Annotated in this window: 15 protein-coding genes; 5 read left to right on the top strand and 10 right to left on the bottom strand. The window is 63.0% G+C overall.

The genetic code is table 11. From position 1 onward, the window contains the following. Positions 1–462: 462 nt before the first annotated feature. A complete protein-coding gene (locus tag AC07Y9_RS06265) occupies positions 463–804 on the bottom strand; it encodes a DUF6124 family protein (protein WP_007929666.1) in 342 nt (113 codons plus the stop codon). 131 nt (positions 805–935) lie between these two features. On the opposite strand from AC07Y9_RS06265, the gene AC07Y9_RS06260 reads away from it, so the two are divergent. After that, a complete protein-coding gene (locus AC07Y9_RS06260) occupies positions 936–1,601 on the top strand; it encodes a LexA family protein (protein WP_102679857.1) in 666 nt (221 codons plus the stop codon). Between the two features lie 56 nt (positions 1,602–1,657). On the opposite strand, the gene AC07Y9_RS06255 is transcribed toward AC07Y9_RS06260, so the two are convergent. From AC07Y9_RS06255 to AC07Y9_RS06240, 4 genes are all read right to left on the bottom strand, one after another. Continuing rightward, positions 1,658–3,604, bottom strand: a complete 1,947-nt coding sequence (locus tag AC07Y9_RS06255) for an acetyl/propionyl/methylcrotonyl-CoA carboxylase subunit alpha (RefSeq protein WP_102679856.1) — start codon at positions 3,602–3,604, stop codon at positions 1,658–1,660. Then, the gene (locus AC07Y9_RS06250; RefSeq protein ID WP_102679855.1) at positions 3,604–4,419 is read right to left on the bottom strand and encodes a gamma-carboxygeranoyl-CoA hydratase; all 816 of its coding nucleotides are present in this window, start codon (positions 4,417–4,419) and stop codon (positions 3,604–3,606) included. Before AC07Y9_RS06250 ends, AC07Y9_RS06255 begins: the two co-directional genes overlap by 1 nt. A gap of 17 nt (positions 4,420–4,436) precedes the next feature. Further along, entirely contained in the window at positions 4,437–6,041 is a 1,605-nt protein-coding gene (locus AC07Y9_RS06245) for a carboxyl transferase domain-containing protein (RefSeq protein ID WP_102679854.1), read from the bottom strand. A gap of 106 nt (positions 6,042–6,147) precedes the next feature. Then, a complete protein-coding gene (locus AC07Y9_RS06240) occupies positions 6,148–7,311 on the bottom strand; it encodes an isovaleryl-CoA dehydrogenase (protein WP_102679853.1) in 1,164 nt (387 codons plus the stop codon). 253 nt (positions 7,312–7,564) lie between these two features. On the opposite strand from AC07Y9_RS06240, the gene AC07Y9_RS06235 reads away from it, so the two are divergent. Further along, entirely contained in the window at positions 7,565–9,259 is a 1,695-nt protein-coding gene (locus AC07Y9_RS06235) for an AMP-binding protein (protein ID WP_087091637.1), read from the top strand. 657 nt (positions 9,260–9,916) lie between these two features. Here the strand turns inward: AC07Y9_RS06235 and AC07Y9_RS06230 are convergent. The 3 genes from AC07Y9_RS06230 to AC07Y9_RS06220 form a co-directional block, all read right to left on the bottom strand. Then, positions 9,917–10,816, bottom strand: coding sequence for a hydroxymethylglutaryl-CoA lyase (locus tag AC07Y9_RS06230; RefSeq protein ID WP_038577780.1), 900 nt, complete (start codon positions 10,814–10,816; stop codon positions 9,917–9,919). 156 nt (positions 10,817–10,972) lie between these two features. Continuing rightward, positions 10,973–11,377 carry a MerR family transcriptional regulator gene (locus AC07Y9_RS06225; RefSeq protein ID WP_007929654.1) on the bottom strand — a complete coding sequence of 135 codons (405 nt, stop codon included), beginning with the start codon at positions 11,375–11,377 and terminating at the stop codon, positions 10,973–10,975. 168 nt (positions 11,378–11,545) lie between these two features. Beyond that, positions 11,546–12,472, bottom strand: a complete 927-nt coding sequence (locus tag AC07Y9_RS06220) for a LysR family transcriptional regulator (protein WP_009044615.1) — start codon at positions 12,470–12,472, stop codon at positions 11,546–11,548. A 193-nt stretch (positions 12,473–12,665) separates the two neighbouring features. On the opposite strand from AC07Y9_RS06220, the gene AC07Y9_RS06215 reads away from it, so the two are divergent. Beyond that, positions 12,666–13,895 (top strand): acyl-CoA dehydrogenase, encoded by a 1,230-nt coding sequence (locus AC07Y9_RS06215; RefSeq protein ID WP_009049813.1) that lies wholly within the window; start codon positions 12,666–12,668, stop codon positions 13,893–13,895. 92 nt (positions 13,896–13,987) lie between these two features. On the opposite strand, the gene AC07Y9_RS06210 is transcribed toward AC07Y9_RS06215, so the two are convergent. Next, positions 13,988–15,370 (bottom strand): substrate-binding domain-containing protein, encoded by a 1,383-nt coding sequence (locus AC07Y9_RS06210; protein ID WP_102679852.1) that lies wholly within the window; start codon positions 15,368–15,370, stop codon positions 13,988–13,990. 250 nt (positions 15,371–15,620) lie between these two features. On the opposite strand from AC07Y9_RS06210, the gene AC07Y9_RS06205 reads away from it, so the two are divergent. Continuing rightward, the gene (locus AC07Y9_RS06205; RefSeq protein WP_102679851.1) at positions 15,621–15,947 is read left to right on the top strand and encodes a YegP family protein; all 327 of its coding nucleotides are present in this window, start codon (positions 15,621–15,623) and stop codon (positions 15,945–15,947) included. Between the two features lie 55 nt (positions 15,948–16,002). Here the strand turns inward: AC07Y9_RS06205 and xthA are convergent, their stop codons facing one another. Further along, positions 16,003–16,815, bottom strand: a complete 813-nt coding sequence (xthA, locus tag AC07Y9_RS06200; RefSeq protein ID WP_102679850.1) for an exodeoxyribonuclease III — start codon at positions 16,813–16,815, stop codon at positions 16,003–16,005. 203 nt (positions 16,816–17,018) lie between these two features. On the opposite strand from xthA, the gene AC07Y9_RS06195 reads away from it, so the two are divergent. Next, entirely contained in the window at positions 17,019–17,669 is a 651-nt protein-coding gene (locus tag AC07Y9_RS06195; protein ID WP_009044610.1) for a GNAT family N-acetyltransferase, read from the top strand. The last annotated feature ends 4 nt before the right edge of the window (positions 17,670–17,673 follow it).

Here is a 17,673-nt window from a genome sequence, read left to right as displayed (position 1 = left end):
GAGTTACAGGGGGGCAATTTCGGCGGGAGAGGGGGGCGTCGTCCTTGACGCGAAAGCAGCTTAGAAGCTATGCGATTGATTCTCAAGCGCTGTTTTTGCATTTGCGAGCCGTTGCGGCGGGCGTCGGCTTGCAATGAGGCATTCTTTTGCTATCATCGCCGCCAATTTAGCGGTACCCAGTCTTCATTAGCCTGAAGCCAAGCCAGAAAAACTGGCAGAAAAAAAAGACCCGGCAAAAAGCCGGGTCAAAAACCGTGATTAGCCTGATGAGGAGATAATCCAGGAGTCCGACCTAAGGTCTCTTGGGTTATCGACTGATCTCGCGACCAGTTGCTTGCAATAATAATCATTATCATTTGCAAGTCAAATGTTTTTCCCCGCCTTTTAGAAAATAATTTCCTGCCCCTGTTGCCAGCCCTGTTCATCGGCCGGATCGCCCGTGGGCGAATTCTGCCGTGGCGCTCATTCCGGGCGATGGCTGTCCAGCGAGCGATCCACCAGCGCCTTGGCCATGTCGATCATGTGCACCACGGAAAACGCCAGGTCGCGCCGGGTACCCCGCAGGTGGTCGGCGGCCTCGTAGGCACTGGCCGCGGCGCAACGCAGCAGGTCGGAAGCGTGGATCATCGCTTCCTCGCTGCTGATGCTGTGTTTGACCTCGAAGAACTTCTCGTCGATCGACGATTCTGCAATAGCCGGTTTCAAGTAGTAGTCCATGGCCCGGCGAGCGGCCTCGCTGTCCTTGAGGGCGTTGAAGCCGACATCGGTTTCCAGTTCCGGTGCATCTTTGCTGGTTGTGCTCATGAGCGGTTCCATCCTTTGACGTGGAATAAGAGGGTCTGAGGAATGGTAATACTTAATGTATTTGTGACTAGGTTTCAAATACTACAACTTGTGTGTTGAGGGCCGAAATACACAACGTATTGTTCCGCTCCATGGACAAATGGATCGAGTTGGTTAAATCCAACATGAAGGACCGCAAGGTCACACAAGAAAAGCTCGCGGAACGCCTGGGCATGTCCCAGGGCGGCATCGGCCACTGGCTGAGCAAACGACGCCAGCCGAAGATCGAAGACATGAACCGGGTGCTGGAAGAAATCGGCCTGGGTTTTCTCGAAGTCGCGCTGGTGATCCGCGAAAAACCACAGGTGGATGACGACGGCCAACTGCTGCTGGAAGGGCCGTCGTTGGTGCAGAAGTACAACCCGTACTTCCGCTATCCGGTCAGCGACTGGCGGGGCGTTGGCGAGGTGCGCGAGGCCGGTGGCGTGGGCTACGCCAGCGAGCGTTACGAGCTGTCCGACTACCAGGCCGAAGGCTCGGCTTTCTGGCTGGTCGTGGTGGGCGACGCGATGATTGCCCCGAGCGGCCTGAGCATCGCCCAGGACATGTTGATCCTGGTGGACCCGGCGGTGGAGGCGGTTCCCGGCAAGCTGGTGATCGTGCAATGCCCGGGCAGCACCGAAGCGATTTTCCGCAAGCTGGTGGAGGAGGGTGGGCAGCGTTATCTGGTGCCGCTGAATCCGACTTACCCGAAGGCGCTTTACAGCGATGACTGTCGGATTATTGGTGTCGTGGTGCAGGCTACCGCTAAATTCTGACGTAAAAATACGATCGTTCCCGCAAGGCTGCGGGAACGATCTTCTGCCTCAGGAGCTTATTCCAGCTCCACCAGGGCACTTCCCTCACTGACCATTTCGCCTTCCTGGCAATACAGCGCCTTGACCACCCCGGCTTGCGGTGCGCGGATGCTGTGTTCCATCTTCATCGCTTCCAGAACCACCAGTTGCGCGCCAGCTTCGACGCTCTGCCCGGCTTGCACCAGAACCCGCACGATGCTGCCGTTCATGGGCGCGGTCAGGCCTCCATGATGGCCGTGGCTGGCTTCCACCGCGGCAATCGGGTCATAGGCCGTGACCCGGTGCATCTCGCCCTGCCACTGCAGGTACAGGCTGTCGCCCTGGCGAATCGCCCGGTGCTGCTGGCGCAGCCCCTTGTGTTCGATCGACAGCTGCTCGCCGTGCAAGGCCATGGCCGCGTTGTGGGGGGCCAGCTTGATCGCCCGGTCCTGGCCCTCGCAGTCGAGGTGCAGCACGGTTTCCCACGGCAGGCCGATGCGCAGGCCGCTGGCCTTGGCCCAGGGCGAGTGGCGGTCGTCGGCGCGCAGCTGGTCCGGCTGGCTCTGGGCGAACGCCTGGGCGGCGGCTTGCCAGAACTCGTCGCTCAAGGCGCTGGCCGGTGGCAGCAACTGGTCCTGATAGCGCGGGATAAAGCCGGTATCCAGCTCGGCGGCGGCGAAGGCCGGATGGGCGATGATGCGCCGCAGGAACGCCAGGTTGGTCTTCAGCCCGCCAATGGCGAACTCGTCGAGCATGGCCAGCAGGCGCAAACGCGCCTGCTCGCGGTTTTCGCCCCAGGCAATCAGTTTGCCGAGCATCGGATCGTAGAACGGCGAAACGCTGTCGCCTTGCTCGACGCCGCTGTCGACCCGACGTCCAGGACCTGCCGCCGATTCGCGGTACAGCGCCAGGCGCCCGGTGGCCGGGAGGAAGTCATTGCCCGGGTCCTCGGCGTACAGCCGCACTTCGATCGCGTGCCCGATCAGCGGCACCTGGTCCTGGGTGATCGGCAGTGCTTCGCCCTGGGCCACGCGGATTTGCCAGGCCACCAGGTCCAGTCCAGTGATGGCTTCGGTGACCGGGTGCTCCACTTGCAGGCGGGTGTTCATTTCCATGAAGAAGAATTCGCCGCGCGAATCCAGCAGGAATTCCACGGTGCCGGCGCCGACGTAACCGATGGCCTGCGCCGCGCGCACCGCGGCTTCGCCCATGGCCTTGCGCTGCTCGACGCTCAGGCCGGGGGCCGGGGCTTCTTCGACGACTTTCTGGTGGCGCCGCTGGATCGAGCAGTCGCGCTCGTTGAGGTACAGGCAGTTGCCGTGCTGGTCGGCGAACACCTGGATCTCCACGTGACGCGGCTTGAGCACGTACTTTTCCACCAGCATCCGCGAATCGCCGAAGGACGACTGCGCCTCACGCTGGGCCGAGGCCAGGGCTTCGGCCAGCTGGCTGACGTCCTCCACCACTTTCATGCCCTTGCCGCCACCGCCGGCGGTGGCCTTGAGCAGCACCGGGTAGCCGATGCGTTCGGCGGCGACGCGGAAGGTTTCCAGGTCCTGGGCTTCGCCGTGGTAACCGGGGACCAGGGGCACGCCGGCGGTTTCCATCAGTGCCTTGGCCGCCGATTTGCTGCCCATGGCGTCGATGGCCGACGCCGGCGGGCCGAGAAAGATCAGGCCGGCGGCTTCGATGGCGCGGGCGAAGCCGGCGTTCTCCGACAGAAAACCGTAGCCCGGGTGAATCGCCTGGGCGCCGCTGGTCTTGGCGGCGGCGATCAGTTTGTCGATCTGCAGGTAGCTGTCGGCGGCCTTGCTGCCGCCCAGGTCGATGCGCAGGTCGGCTTCGCGGCTGTGGCGGGCGTCACGGTCGGTGGCGCTGTGCACGGCCACGGTGGTCAGGCCCAGGGCCTTGGCGGTGCGCATCACGCGGCAGGCGATCTCGCCGCGGTTGGCCACCAGCAGAGTGGTCAGGACAGGGGCGCTCATTAACGCGACTCCTTGGTGATCTGGTCGGGCTGCCAGCTGGGCGAGCGCTTTTGCAGAAAGGCGCGCAGGCCTTCCTGGCCTTCGGGGCTGACGCGGATGCGGGCAATGGCGTTTTCGCAGTAACGGCGCAGGGCCGGGGTCAGGGCGCCGTTGCCGACTTCGCGCAGCAGGTCCTTGCTGGCGCGCATGGCGCACGGGCTGTTGAGCAGCAGGTTGTCGATCCACGACGCCACTTGCTGTTCCAGCTCGGCCGTCGGGTAGCTTTCCGCCAGCAGGCCGATTTCCCGGGCCCGCTGGCCGCTGAAGCGCTCGGCGGTCAGGGCGTAGCGGCGCGCCGCGCGTTCGCCGATGGCTTGCACCACGAACGGGCTGATCACCGCCGGGGCCAGGCCGATGCGTACTTCCGACAGGCAGAATTGCGCATCGTCGGCACCGATGGCCATGTCGCAGCAACTGATCAGGCCCAGGGCCCCGCCAAAGGCCGCGCCTTGCACCACGGCCAGGGTCGGGATCTTCAGCTTGGCCAGGTTGTACATCAGCTCGGCCAGCTCGCGGGCGTCGTCGAGGTTGGTGTGGTAGTCGAGTTCGGCCGACTGCTGCATCCAGGCCAGGTCGGCGCCGGCGCTGAAGTGCTTGCCGCGGCCGCGCACCAGCAAAAAGCGCAGGGCCGGATCGCTTTGCACCTGATCCAGGGCGAGGATCAGCTCGCGGATCATTTCGGCGTTGAAGGCGTTGTTCTTTTCCTCGCGGCTGAGCCACAGGGTAGCGAAGCCACGCGGGTCCTTCAGCAGTTCCAGGGTGTTGAAGTCGTTCATGTCGATTTCGCTCCGGGTCACATGCGGAACACGCCGAAGCGGCTCTGTTCGATAGGGGCGTTGAGGGACGCGGACAAGGCCAGCGCCAGGACGTCGCGAGTCTGCGCCGGGTCGATGACGCCGTCGTCCCACAGCCGGGCGCTGGAGTAATACGGATGGCCCTGGTGTTCGTACTGGTCGAGGATCGGCTGCTTGATCTCGGCTTCCTGGGCGGCGCTGAACGTCTGTCCGCTGCGTTCGGCCTGTTCGCGCTTGACCTGCACCAGCACCCCGGCGGCTTGTTCGGCGCCCATCACGCCGATCCTCGCGTTGGGCCACATCCACAGGAAACGTGGGTCGTAGGCGCGGCCGCACATGCCGTAGTTACCGGCGCCGAAGCTGCCGCCGATGATCACCGTGAACTTCGGCACCTTGGCGCAGGCCACCGCGGTCACCAGCTTGGCGCCGTGCTTGGCGATGCCGCCGGCTTCGTATTTCTGCCCGACCATGAAGCCGGTGATGTTCTGCAGGAACAGCAGCGGGATGCCGCGCTGGCAGGCCAGTTCGATGAAGTGCGCGCCTTTCTGCGCGGCCTCGGCGAAGAGGATGCCGTTGTTGGCGAGGATGGCGATCGGGTAACCGTGCAGGTGGGCGAAGCCGCACACCAGGGTGGTGCCGAACAGCGCCTTGAACTCATCGAAGACCGAAGCGTCCACCAGCCGCGCGATGACTTCGCGCACATCGAAAGGTTGTTTGGCGTCCGCCGGGATCACCCCGTACAGCTCGTCGCTGGCATACAGCGGGGCGATCGGCGTGCGTTGCTGCAACTCGCCCTGTTTGCGCCAGTTGAGGTTGGCGATGCTGCGCCGGGCCAGGGCCAGGGCGTGTTCGTCGCTGTCGGCGTAATGGTCGGCGACACCGGAGATCTTGCAGTGCACATCGGCGCCGCCGAGGTCTTCGGCGCTGACCACTTCACCGGTGGCGGCTTTCACCAGCGGCGGGCCGGCGAGGAAGATGGTGGCCTGTTCGCGGACCATGATCGCTTCGTCGGCCATGGCCGGCACGTAGGCGCCACCGGCGGTGCAGGAGCCCATGACCACGGCGATCTGCGGGATGCCCTGGGCGCTCATGTTGGCCTGGTTGAAGAAGATCCGCCCGAAGTGTTCGCGGTCGGGGAACACCTCGTCCTGGCGCGGCAGGTTGGCGCCGCCCGAATCCACCAGGTAGATGCAAGGCAGGCGGTTCTGCTGGGCGATGGTCTGGGCGCGCAGGTGTTTTTTTACGGTCAGCGGGTAATAGGAGCCGCCTTTCACCGTGGCGTCGTTGGCCACGATCATGCATTCGACGCCTTCGACCCGGCCGATGCCGGCAATCACCCCGGCGGCCGGCACGTCTTCGCCATACACCTGATACGCCGCCAGCTGGCTGACTTCGAGGAAGGGCGAGCCCGGGTCGAGCAGGCGGTTGATGCGCTCGCGCGGCAGCAGTTTGCCACGCGAGGTGTGCCGTTCCTGGGCTTTGGCGCCGCCGCCTTGCTGGACCTGGGCGAGCAGGGTGTGCAGGGCGTCGACCTGGGCCAGCATGCTGGCAGCGTTCTGCGCGAATTCCGGCGATCTTGGGTTTAACTGAGATTTCAGAATCATTGAGGCTCCCAGCGCAGCTCGAAGCGACAAGCTTCAAGCTGCTAGAGTAAATCGGCGTTACGGCAGCTATGGCTTGCCGCTTGTAGCTCGCAACTTGCAGCTGCTCTTACTTGGTTTCGTTGAACAGTTCGCGACCGATCAGCATGCGGCGGATTTCGCTGGTGCCGGCGCCGATTTCATACAACTTGGCGTCACGCAGCAGGCGGCCGGCGGGGAACTCGTTGATGTAGCCGTTGCCGCCAAGGATCTGGATTGCGTCCAGGGCCATCTGGGTAGCGCGTTCGGCGCTGTAGAGGATCACCCCGGCGGCGTCCTTGCGCGTGGTTTCGCCACGCTCGCAGGCCTGGGCCACGGCATACAGGTAGGCGCGGCTGGCGTTGAGCTGGGTGTACATGTCGGCGACCTTGCCCTGGATCAGCTGGAACTCGCCGATGCTCTGGCCGAACTGCTTGCGGTCATGGATGTAGGGCACTACCAGGTCCATGCAGGCCTGCATGATCCCGGTCGGGCCGCCGGAGAGCACCACGCGCTCGTAGTCCAGGCCGCTCATCAGCACCTTAACGCCGCCATTGAGCACGCCGAGGATGTTCTCTTCCGGGACTTCCACATCGTCGAAGAACAGCTCGCAGGTGTTGGAGCCGCGCATGCCCAGCTTGTCGAACTTGTTGCTGCGGCTGAAGCCTTTCCAGTCGCGCTCGACGATGAACGCGGTGATGCCGTGCGGGCCCTTTTCCAGGTCGGTCTTGGCGTAGATCACATAGGTGTTGGCGTCGGGGCCGTTGGTGATCCAGGTCTTGCTGCCGTTGAGCACGTAGCGATCGCCACGCTTGTCGGCGCGCAGCTTCATCGAGACCACGTCGGAGCCGGCGTTGGGTTCGCTCATGGCCAGGGCGCCGATGTGTTCGCCGCTGATCAGCTTGGGCAGGTAGTGGCTTTTCTGTTGGTGGTTGCCGTTGCGGTTGATCTGGTTGACGCAGAGGTTGGAGTGGGCGCCGTAGGAGAGGGCGACCGAGGCCGAGCCGCGGCTGATTTCTTCCATGGCCACCACGTGGGCCAGGTAGCCCAGGCCGGCGCCGCTGTATTCTTCCGGCACGGTGATGCCCAGCAGGCCCATGTCGCCGAACTTGCGCCACATGTCGGCGGGGAACAGGTTGTCGATGTCGATCTGTGCCGCCCGTGGCGCCAGCTCGGCCTTGACGAAGGCCTGCACCTGGTCGCGGAGCATGTCGATGGTTTCGCCGAGGGCAAAGTTCAGGGTCGGATAGCTCATGGGGGCACCTTCAAACTTGTTTTTATGTAAGGGAGTCGGGCTGTGGAGAGCGGCTGATTCGGCTCTCACCTTTACGTTAACGTAAGCCTGCGACGGGTGGCTGTCAATCACCCTTTACGTAAACGTCAACTTGCGCGAATCTGTAGGAGCCGAGCTTGCTGGCGATGAAGGATAACGCGGTCGTATAGCGACACCGCGGCGCTCCAATCGCGGGCAAGCCTCGCTCCTACAATAAAGACAATAGGGGGTCATCATGGATCAACCCGCATCCGCGCCGGGGCGCAGTTACACTCGAGGCACGCAGGACAAGGCCTTGCTGGCGCTGACCATCGGTCAGGCGTTCGATCGCACGGTGGCGTCATACCCTCGGGGCGAAGCCCTGGTGGTGCGTCATCAGCAGCTGCGCTACAGCTGGCAGCAACTGGCCGAAACCGTCGATCTGCATGCCCGGGCGCTGCTGGCCCTGGGGCTCAAGACCGGCGACCGGCTGGGCATCTGGGCCCCCAACTGTGCCCAGTGGTGCATCAGCCAGTTCGCCAGTGCCAAGATCGGCGCGATCCTGGTGAACATCAATCCGGCCTATCGCAGCTCCGAACTGGAATACGTGCTCAAGCAGTCCGGCTGCCAGTGGCTGGTGTGCGCCGGCGCGTTCAAGACCTCCGATTACCACGCCATGCTCCAGGGCCTGGCACCCGAACTGGCGCAGCAGTCCATCGGCCAGCTGCAAAGCGAGCGCCTGCCGGATTTGCGCGGCGTGATCAGCCTCGATGCCCAGCCGCCGTCGGGCTTTCTGCCCTGGTCGCAGCTGGCCGACCTGGGGGCCGGCGTCAGCGTCGAAGCGCTGCGCGAACGCCAGGACAGCCTGGACCCCGACCAGGCGGTGAATATCCAGTACACCTCCGGCACCACCGGTTTCCCCAAGGGCGCGACCCTCAGCCACTACAACATCCTCAACAACGGTTACATGGTCGGCGAGAGCCTGGGCCTGGGCCACGAGGACCGCCTGGTGATCCCGGTGCCGCTGTACCACTGCTTCGGCATGGTCATGGGCAACCTGGGCTGCGTGACCCACGGCACGACCATGATCTACCCCAACGATGCCTTCGATCCGCTGCTGACCCTGGGCGCCGTGGCCGAGGAAAAGGCCACCGGGCTGTACGGCGTGCCGACCATGTTCATCGCCATGCTCGACCAGCCGCGGCGGGCCGAGTTCGACCTGTCGAGCCTGCGCACCGGGATCATGGCCGGGGCCACCTGTCCGATCGAGGTGATGCGGCGGGTGATCAGCGAGATGCACATGAGCGAAGTGCAGATCGCCTACGGCATGACCGAAACCAGCCCTGTGTCGTTGCAGACCGGCCCGGCGGACGAGCTCGAGCTGCGCGTGACCACGGTCGGCCGCACCCAGCCGCAGCTGGAAAGCAAGATCATCGATGAGGCGGGCAATATCGTGCCGCGCGGCACCATCGGCGAGCTCTGCACCCGCGGTTACAGCGTGATGCTGGGCTACTGGAACAACCCCCAGGGCACGGCCGAAGCCATCGACCAGGCCGGCTGGATGCATACCGGCGACCTGGCGACCATGAACGAGCAGGGTTACGTGTGCATCGCCGGGCGTAACAAGGACATGATCATCCGCGGCGGCGAGAACATTTATCCGCGCGAGCTGGAGGAGTTTTTCTTCACCCACCCGGCGGTGGCCGACGTGCAGGTGATCGGCATCCCGTGCTCGAAATATGGCGAAGAGATCGTCGCCTGGATCAAGTTCCACCCCGGCCACAGCGCCAGCGAGGAGGAACTGCAGGCCTGGTGCAAGGCGCGTATTGCTCACTTCAAGACGCCGCGGTACTTCAAGTTCGTCGAGGAATTCCCGATGACCGTGACCGGCAAGATCCAGAAGTTCAGGATGCGCGAGATCAGCATCGAGGAGTTGCGCGGGCGTTCCTGAGCCATTCGAGCAGGCTCCCGCGAATATGTGCGGGAGCGGCTCGCGAGCCGTTTTGGGGGGCGCAGCCGAGTCAGGAGAGGGGAGGGAAACAGGAAGGCCGGAAAGCACAAAGGGGAGCCGAAGCTCCCCTTTAATTTTTGTCGTTGCGTGCTCTTTTTTTATTATTGAGGGGCGGTCTGTTGTTGTTTTTGGCAACCGTTACCCTTTACCGCTGTTTTTGGCGATCCCCATCCGGGATCAAGAGCAAACGTATTTTTTTGAGCGCTGATCTATTTTCTCGCTTGAGCGACCAACCAGTTCGGGAGCTACCTTGGGGTAGTTTTATTGTTCTCTGCCCGGTTGCGGGTGGCTCTTATTGTTAAAGACACCCTGGAAAACACATCCTCTCCAAAAAAATCTGTTAGCTGCGTCTCTGCCGTGTTGTTTTTGTTATGTCAGAGTCGTTTCGTCTTATTTTTATTAGCTTTGCTGCTTTTTATTCTTGTTATGCCAGAGATATAGCAGAAGCCATGCCAACTTTTTAAAACCCTTTAAAATCAATGGTTTGATAAAAATGGCCTTTCATCTGTACCGCTAGAAAATCGACAAACTGTTTCCGTGTTACCCGTTTCGAGCGTGCGCCAGAGCGGCCGGTAACACCCTGAAACAGGCGTGCCCTCAACCTGGGTAACGGGCCTTGGCGACGCGCGAGCCGGTGGGCCGCCCCAGCACGGAGCAGATCTGCTGGCCGGCGAGGATCAGGCGCTCCATGTCGATACCGGTTTCGATGCCCAGCCCGTTGAGCAGGTACAGCACGTCCTCGCTGGCGACGTTGCCGCTGGCGCCCTTGGCATAGGGGCAGCCGCCGAGCCCGGCGATCGAGCTGTCGAACACCGCGATGCCTTCCAGCAGGCTGGCGTAGATATTGGCCAGGGCCTGGCCATAAGTGTCGTGGAAGTGCCCGGCGAGCTTGTCCCGCGGAACATGGGCGGCCACCACCTCGAACATGCGGCGGGTAGCGCCGGCGGTGCCAGTGCCGATGGTGTCGCCCAGGGACACTTCGTAGCAGCCCATGCTGTACAGCTCGCGGGCGACCACGGCGACCTGTTCCGGTGCTACCTCGCCTTCGTAAGGGCAGCCCAGCACGCAGGACACGTAACCGCGCACGGTAACGCCGTGCTGTTTCGCTGCCTCCATGATCGGCACGAAGCGCTCCAGGCTTTCGCTGATGGAGCAGTTGATGTTGCGCTGGGAGAAGGCCTCGGAGGCGGCGGCGAACACCGCGACTTCCTTGACCCCGGCGGCCAGGGCGTCTTCGAAACCGCGCAGGTTCGGGGCGAGGGCGCCGTAGGTCACCCCCGGCTTGCGCTGGATCTGCGCGAACACTTCGGCGGACCCGGCCATCTGCGGTACCCATTTGGGCGAGACGAAACTGCCGACTTCTATATAGCCGAGCCCGGCCGCGCTCAGGGCATCCACCAGTTGCACCTTGTCGGCGACGCTGATGGGCTGGGCTTCGTTCTGCAAACCGTCGCGAGGACCGACTTCGACCAGGCGGACATGGGTGGGGAGGGACATGAGAGCTTTACCTATATTAAGTGGGCACTAATGTAGCCGCTGCCGCAGGCTGCGCTCGGCGACGAAGTCGACGCAAAACCAGGCGCTACGGTCTGTCTGGCAGATTGTCTGTGTTACTGGCGCGGCCGCTTTGCGAGCGATCGCCGCCTGGGGTGGTTACTGCACGGCGCTTTTCTGATTCTGGATGGTCTGCTCCAGCGCCTGGGTGCAGCGCTCTTCCGCAGTGTCCAGCTCCAGCTTCATCTGTTCGATGTCCAGCAACTGTTGCTCCAGCTGCTCACGGCGCTCGGCGATTTTCGCCAGCATGCTGTGCAGCTGTTTCAGGTTGCCGCTGCTGGGGTCGTAGAGTTCGATCAGTTCGCGGCATTCGGCCAGGGAGAAGCCGATGCGCTTGCCGCGCAGGATCAGCTTCAGGCTGACCTTGTCCCGTGGCGAGTAGATGCGTTCCTGGCCACGGCGTTCGGGGGCGAGCAGGCCTTGTTCTTCATAGAAACGGATGGCCCGGGTAGTGATGTCGAGCTCGCGGGCGAGGTCGGAAATGCTGTAGGTCTGGCTGCTCATGGGGGCACTCGAAAAAGGTCTTGGCGTTAAGCTAATTCGAGGTTGACGTATACGTCAAGCAGGATGCCGCCCTATCCGTAGGAGCGAGGCTTGCCCGCGATGGGTCCGCAGAGGTTTCCCTGAACCACCACGTTCTCCCTTATCGCGGGTAAGCGTTGCGCATGCGCATCACTTTTCGAGTTTTTTCTCGTGGGCCGTCACCTGCTGGCACAGCTCGATCATCTGCTCGCGCATCCAGCGGTTGGCCGGGTCCTGGTCGGTGCTTTCGTGCCAGTAGAGGTGGGTTTCCAGCGGCGGTACGTCGTTGACCGGCAGGTTGAATGCCTGCAGGTCATGGCGGCGGGCGAAGCGCTCGGGCACGGTCATGACCATGTCGGTCTGCTGCAGCACTTGCGAGGCCATCAGGTAATGCTGGGAACGCAGGGCGATCTTGCGCTGGATGCCCATCTTGCCCAGGGCCAGGTCGACGTAACCCAGGCCGCTGCGACGGCTGGAAATATGGATGTGGGTCAGCGACAGGTAGTCGTCGAGGCTGAGTTTTTCCTTGTTCGCCAGCGGGTGGCTCTTGCGCATGGCGCACACATAGCGGTCTTCCATCAGCTTGACGTGGCGGACCTGCGGGTCGGTGTTGAGCGGGGCATCGACGGCGAAATCCAGGCGGCCGGCGGCCAGTTCCTTGGTGGTTTCCCGGCGTTTGGACAGGAAACTCTCGATGATCACTGTGGGCGCCAGGCGCCGCAGGCGCTGGAACAGTGGCGGCAGGATCACCGCCTCGGTCAGGTCGGTCATGCTGATGCGGTAGGTCTTGACCGCCTGCAAGGGGTTGAAGATGCGGCTTTCCTGCACCGACACCCGCAGCAGCGAAAGGGCGTTGCGCACCGGGCCGATGATGTTCTGCGCCATGGGCGTGGGCACCATGCCCTGGGCGGTCCGCACGAACAGCGGGTCGTTGAAGGTCTCGCGCAGGCGGGCCAGGGCGTTGGAGACAGCGGGCTGAGTGATGCCGACGATCTGCCCGGCGCGGGTCAGGTTGGCTTCGGTGTAGATCGCGTCGAAGACGATGAAAAGGTTGAGGTCGACCTTGCTCAGATTCATTGCGCTGCACTCTTATTGTTAGGGGCCGGTATTGTTAGGGGCCGGAGGCTGGACTGATTGGCCTGCCCGATCAGTCAATCATATATCGGTGATGAATGTTAATACACGCCGAGAATAGGCTAGGTAAATTTTCGTAAGCTGTTCTAGCATCGGTTCCATGCCCTCAACCACCTCGCCAAGAAGGTAGCTGCCCATGGATTTCGCCTATTCACCCAAGGTTCAGGAACTGCGTGAGCGCGTGACCGCGTTCATGGACACTTATGTCTATCCGGCTGAAGCGGTGTTCGAGCGCCAGGTCGCCGAAGGCGATCGCTGGCAGCCGACGGCGATCATGGAAGAGCTCAAACTCAAGGCCAAGGCCGAGGGCCTGTGGAACCTGTTCCTGCCCGAGTCGGAACTCGGCGCCGGCCTGACCAACCTCGAATACGCGCCGCTGGCGGAAATCATGGGCCGCTCCCTGCTGGGGCCGGAACCCTTCAACTGCTCGGCACCGGACACCGGCAACATGGAAGTGCTGGTGCGTTACGCCAATGAAGAGCAGAAGCAACGCTGGCTGGAGCCGCTGCTGCGCGGCGAGATCCGCTCCGCCTTCGCCATGACCGAGCCGGACGTGGCGTCGTCCGACGCCACCAACATGGCCGCCCGCGCCGTGCGCGATGGCGACGAATGGGTGATCAACGGCAAGAAGTGGTGGACTTCGGGAGCCTGCGACCCGCGTTGCAAGATCCTGATCTTCATGGGGCTGAGTAACCCCGATGCGCCGCGCCACCAGCAGCACTCGATGATCCTGGTGCCGGTCGACACCCCCGGGGTGAAGATTGTCCGGCCGCTGCCGGTGTTCGGTTACGACGACGCACCCCACGGCCATGCCGAAGTGCTGTTCGACAATGTGCGGGTGCCGTACGAGAACGTGCTGCTGGGCGAAGGCCGTGGTTTCGAGATCGCCCAGGGCCGCCTTGGCCCGGGCCGGATTCACCACTGCATGCGTTCGATCGGCATGGCCGAGCGCGCGCTGGAACTGATGTGCAAGCGTGCGGTGAGCCGTACCGCTTTCGGCAAGCCGCTGGCGCGCCTGGGCGGTAACGTCGACAAGATCGCCGATTCGCGGATGGAGATCGACATGGCGCGCCTGCTGACCCTGAAGGCGGCGTACATGATGGATACCGTCGGCAACAAGGTGGCGAAAAGCGAGATCGCCCAGATCAAGGTGGTGGCGCCGAACGTGGCCTTGAAGGTGATCGACCGGGCCATCCAGATTCATGGCGGGGCCGGGGTCTCCAACGATTTCCCGCTGGCCTACATGTACGCCATGCAGCGCACGCTGCGCCTGGCCGACGGTCCGGACGAAGTGCACCGCGCGGCCATCGGCAAGTTCGAAATCGGCAAGTACGTGCCCAAGGAAATGCTGCGCAGCGGGCATTAAAGTGATCGCGGGCAAGCCTCGCTCCTACGGAAGAATCTGTAGGAGCGAGGCTTGCCCGCGAAGCTGCCTCGACTACACCGCTGGTTTCTCTCTCAATACACCCAGACTTCCACCCGCCGATTCTTGATCCGCCCCTCGTCCGCGGTATTGGTCGCGACTGGCATCTGCGCGCCAAAACCGCGGATCTCGCGCAACACCACACCGTTTCTCACCAGTTCCCGGCGCACGGTCATGGCTCTGAGCTTGGACAGCAGCGCCGCGCGTGCCGGATCGTTCTTGGCATCGCCGAAGCCGACCAGGGTCACGCGCTTGGCCAGCTTGTCGTGCCGCTTGAGAAAGTCCAGGACCCGTGGCAGGTCCTGGCGCGCCTTGTTGTCGAGGGTGGCGCTGCCTTCCTCGAAGCGGAAATTCACGGTCAGGCGCTGCGCCTGCCGGGCGATGGCCTGGTAACCCTCGGGCATCTGCGGGGCGGGGGCGACACTCATGGCCAGCACCGTCTGGGCAATAAAACCGGTGGTCGCGACTATGGCCTGGCCCCTGGCGCTCTGGGTGAAACGCACCAGGGCCCTGGCCCAGGGGTTTTGCTCATCGGGAGGAAGGTAGAAGTACAGGCGCCGTGACAGTGGGTAGTCCTCGGTGGCAATCAGGCTGTCGAGGGGCAGCATCGGTTGCGAGCCGCCGTCGACGATCGCCACGGCCTTGGCCTGGCGCACATAAGGCAGGCCGATAAAACCGATGCCCTGGGGATCGCGGCTGACCGCGTCGGAGAGTTGTTCGCTGGACTCGAAGCGTTTCGCCGTGGCGCTCAGGTTCTTGTCGCGGCGTGCCAGCACCAGTTCCTTGAACGTGTCGTAGGTGCCGGAGCGGTCATCGCGGGCGTACAAGTGAATGGCGCCGCCGACGCCGCCCAGTTCTTCCCAGGTTTTCACCTCGCCGCTGAACACCCGCGCCAGTTGTTCGGTGTCCAGCCGCGCCAGCGGGTTGTGCGGGTGGAGGATGATGGCCAGGCCGTCGATGGCGATCACCTGTTCGGCGTCGGGGTCTTTCAGGTCGCCGAGGGCTTCCAGCTCCACCAGTTCGCTGTCCTTGATCGGCCGTGACGCGGCGGCGAGGTCGGCGCTGGCGTTCTTCAACGCGGCAAAGCCGGTACTGGAGCCATGCGCGGCGATCTCGACGACAACGCGCTGGCCCTGGGCATTCTGGCCGGTCACCCGACGTTCGTTGTCTTTGCCCGTCGCCTCGATCCGTATGTCGAGCAAACCTTGTTCTTGCATCAGGCCCTTGACCAGGGCCGGGCCCAGCGCGGCACCGATGGTGTTGGAGCCCTGGATGCGCAGCACCGGCTGGTTGTCGCCAGCCAGGGGCAGGGCGGCGAACACCGACCAGGGCAGGGCGTAGCAGACGAAGCCGACCAGCAGCAGGCAGAGGGTTCGGCACCAGAGGTCCGGTTCACTGACGGTACAAACGCGTGACATGCGGCAATGGCCTTCTATGGCGGGAGCGAGTGCGGCGAGATTAAGTCAGGGAGGTGACGGGGATGTGACGGTTGATGGGGGTAATCGGAGCGTTCCCCTGGCTTTTCAGAATGCTCTTAAAGACCCGGCACGGCTGGCTCAGTAGAGTTGAAAACTTTGTCTGGAGGGGAATTGGCGCACGCCGACTCTCGTCGTCACCAGGCGTCGATGCAGCCCTGGCTGCAATTTGCTTGTGTCAAAGGAGTATGAAATGAGTGGCTGGTTCGAGATGAAGCAATATGGCAGCGGTGGTTTCAGGTTCTTGCTGAAGTCCAAGGACGCGCAGACCATGCTTCAAAGCGACCGTTACCCTTGTCGTGAGAGTGTCGAGGCAGCCATTGCGCTGCTCCGCAAGCACTGCACGTCCCCGGGTAGTTACGAAAAGAAGATCGCCCCCGGTGGCAAACCTTACTTCAATCTCAAGGCCGGCAAGGAGGTGATCCTGGTCAGCCACTTGTATGACTCGGAGCCGACCCGTGAGTCCGCCATCGAGGCCATCATGCAGGCTGGCACCAGCACCCGGATCGAGCTGTGCTGAGACGCTGAAACATTAAAAAAGCCCATCTCAGGATGGGCTTTTTTGTGCCGGGCGATCAGCTCAGTTCGAGCCAGATCGGGGCGTGGTCGGAAGGTTTCTCCATGCCGCGCAGGTCGTAGTCGACCCCGGCATCCTTGATCCGTGGCATCAGGCCGCGAGAGGCCATGATCAGGTCGATGCGCAGGCCGCGCTTGGGCTCGTCCTCGAAACCGCGGCTGCGGTAGTCGAACCAGCTGAAACGATCGGCCACCTCGGGGTTGAGGTGGCGGAAACTGTCCACCAGGCCCCAGTTCTTCAGGCGGGCCATCCACTCGCGCTCTTCCGGCAGGAAGCTGCACTTGCCGGTTTTCAGCCAGCGTTTCATGTTGTCCGGGCCGATGCCGATGTCGCAGTCTTCCGGGGAAATGTTCACGTCGCCCATGACCACCAGCGGCTGCTCGTTGCTGAAGCGGGTTTCCAGCAGGTGCTGCAGGTCGTTGTAGAAACGTTGCTTGGCCGGGAACTTGGTGGGGTGGTCGCGGCTTTCGCCCTGGGGGAAGTAGCCGTTCATGATGGTCACCGGGGTGCCATCGACATCGGCGAAGGTGCCCCAGATAAAACGCCGCTGGGCATCTTCATCGTCGCCATCGAAGCCTTTGTACAGGTCCAGCGGCGCCTGGCGCGAGAGCAGGGCGACGCCGTAGTGGCCTTTCTGCCCATGGTAATGCACGTGATAACCCAGCGCCTGGACTTCGGCCAGGGGGAACTGGTCGTCCGACACCTTGGTTTCCTGCAGGCCGATGACGTCCGGTTGATGCTTTTCGATCAGCGCCGCCAACTGATGGGGGCGGGCGCGCAGCCCGTTGATGTTGAACGAGACGATCTTCATGGTCGGCAGTCCTGGCAAAACTGCGATGCTAGCCGACAAGTCGCGCGGCGGCCAGCGTGGCGGCAGGGCAGATGCGCTGCTAAGGTCCATGGGCGGTGGAACGATCACGAGCCTGAAAGGTTCGTAGCTATAACAACCGCGCAGAAGAACGCCGCCACCCAGCGCGGCCACTTCAAGCCGGGCCCAGGGGGAGACCAATCGCCATGCCTGAAACTTCGACTGCCATCGCCGACATTCACATGCTCGACAGCGGCTACGCCCGCGAAGCCCGCTCCCTGCTGTACCAGGCTTATCGCCACGAGCCGACTTTCGCTTATCTGTTCGAGTCCGAACGCCCGGGTTACGAACAACGGGTGCGGGCCACGGTGCGGGAGCTGGTCAAGCAGCACTTCATTCAGGACCTGCCGGCCATCGGCCTGTTGGTCAATGACCGGCTGATCGGCATCGCCCTGATCGCACCGCCCCAGCGTCGCCTGGGCATTACCGAGAGTTGGGCCTGGCGCCTGCGGATGGTGCTCAGTACCGGTTTCCGTTGCACCCGGCGTTACCTGGACTATCACGCCGCGGTGCTGGGTTGCCTGCCCAGCGATTCGGTGCACGTCCTGCCCTTGCTGGGGATTCATCCGCAATTCCAGGGCAAGCACTTCGGTGAGCAGTTGCTGCAGGCGGTGCACAACTGGTGCGCGGTGGATGAACACTCCCAGGGTGTGGTGCTGGACACCGGCAACCCGCGTTACCTGGCGTTCTATGAGCGCCAGGGTTATGAAGAGATTGGCGAGATCGCCGTCGGTCCGGTCCGCGAGCACGTTTTCTTTCACGCCAACCCGCAGGTTCTGCAAAGCGCGACCGGCTGAACAG

Source organism: Pseudomonas sp. GW456-L12 (assembly GCF_059424045.1).
This window is presented reverse-complemented; position numbering and strand designations above follow the sequence as displayed.